At 65.6% G+C, this 645-nt stretch carries 2 protein-coding genes; both read left to right on the forward strand.

Annotated elements, in window-relative coordinates:
• Positions 1-432, forward strand: a 432-nt coding sequence (locus tag G7A99_RS23460; RefSeq protein ID WP_205600040.1) for a 2-oxo acid dehydrogenase subunit E2, incomplete at its 5' end; no start/stop codon positions are given.
• A 25-nt stretch (positions 433-457) separates the two neighbouring features.
• A partial coding sequence (locus G7A99_RS23465) for an FAD-dependent oxidoreductase (RefSeq protein ID WP_163143802.1) occupies positions 458-645 on the forward strand: 188 nt, incomplete at its 3' end.

Raw genomic sequence — 645 nt, forward strand, 5'->3', positions numbered from 1 at the left:
TACCACGGCTACTACGACATCGGCATCGCCGTGTCCACGGAGCGCGGCCTGATGGTGCCGGTGCTGCGTAACGCCGATCAGCTCTCGTTCGCGGAGATCGAGTCCGCGATCACCGACTTCGGCCAGCGCGCCAAGGCCGGCAAGATCAGTATCGACGAGCTCACCGGCGGCACCTTCACGCTCACCAACGGCGGCATCTTCGGCTCGCTGCTGTCCACGCCGATCCTCAACCCGCCCCAGAGCGGCATCCTCGGGATGCACAAGATCCAGGAGCGGGCCATGGTGGAGAACGGCGAGATCCGGGCCCTGCCGATGATGTACCTCGCCCACTCCTACGATCACCGCATCATCGACGGCCGCGAGGCAGTGCAGTTCCTCGTCGCGATCAAGGAGGTCATCGAGGACCCGGCGCGGCTGCTGCTCGAGGTTTAACCGGCTTTAGACAACGGGAGTCAAAATGGCCAATTCCTACGACGTTATCGTCATCGGTGCCGGCCCCGCGGGCTACGTGGCGGCCATCCGCGCCTCGCAGCTGGGTATGAGCGTGGCCTGCATCGACGAGTTCCGCCGCAAGGGCAGCGAGCCCGCGCTGGGCGGGACCTGCCTGAACGTGGGCTGTATCCCCTCGAAGGCGCTGCTCGATTC

The organism is Arhodomonas sp. KWT (assembly GCF_010993615.1).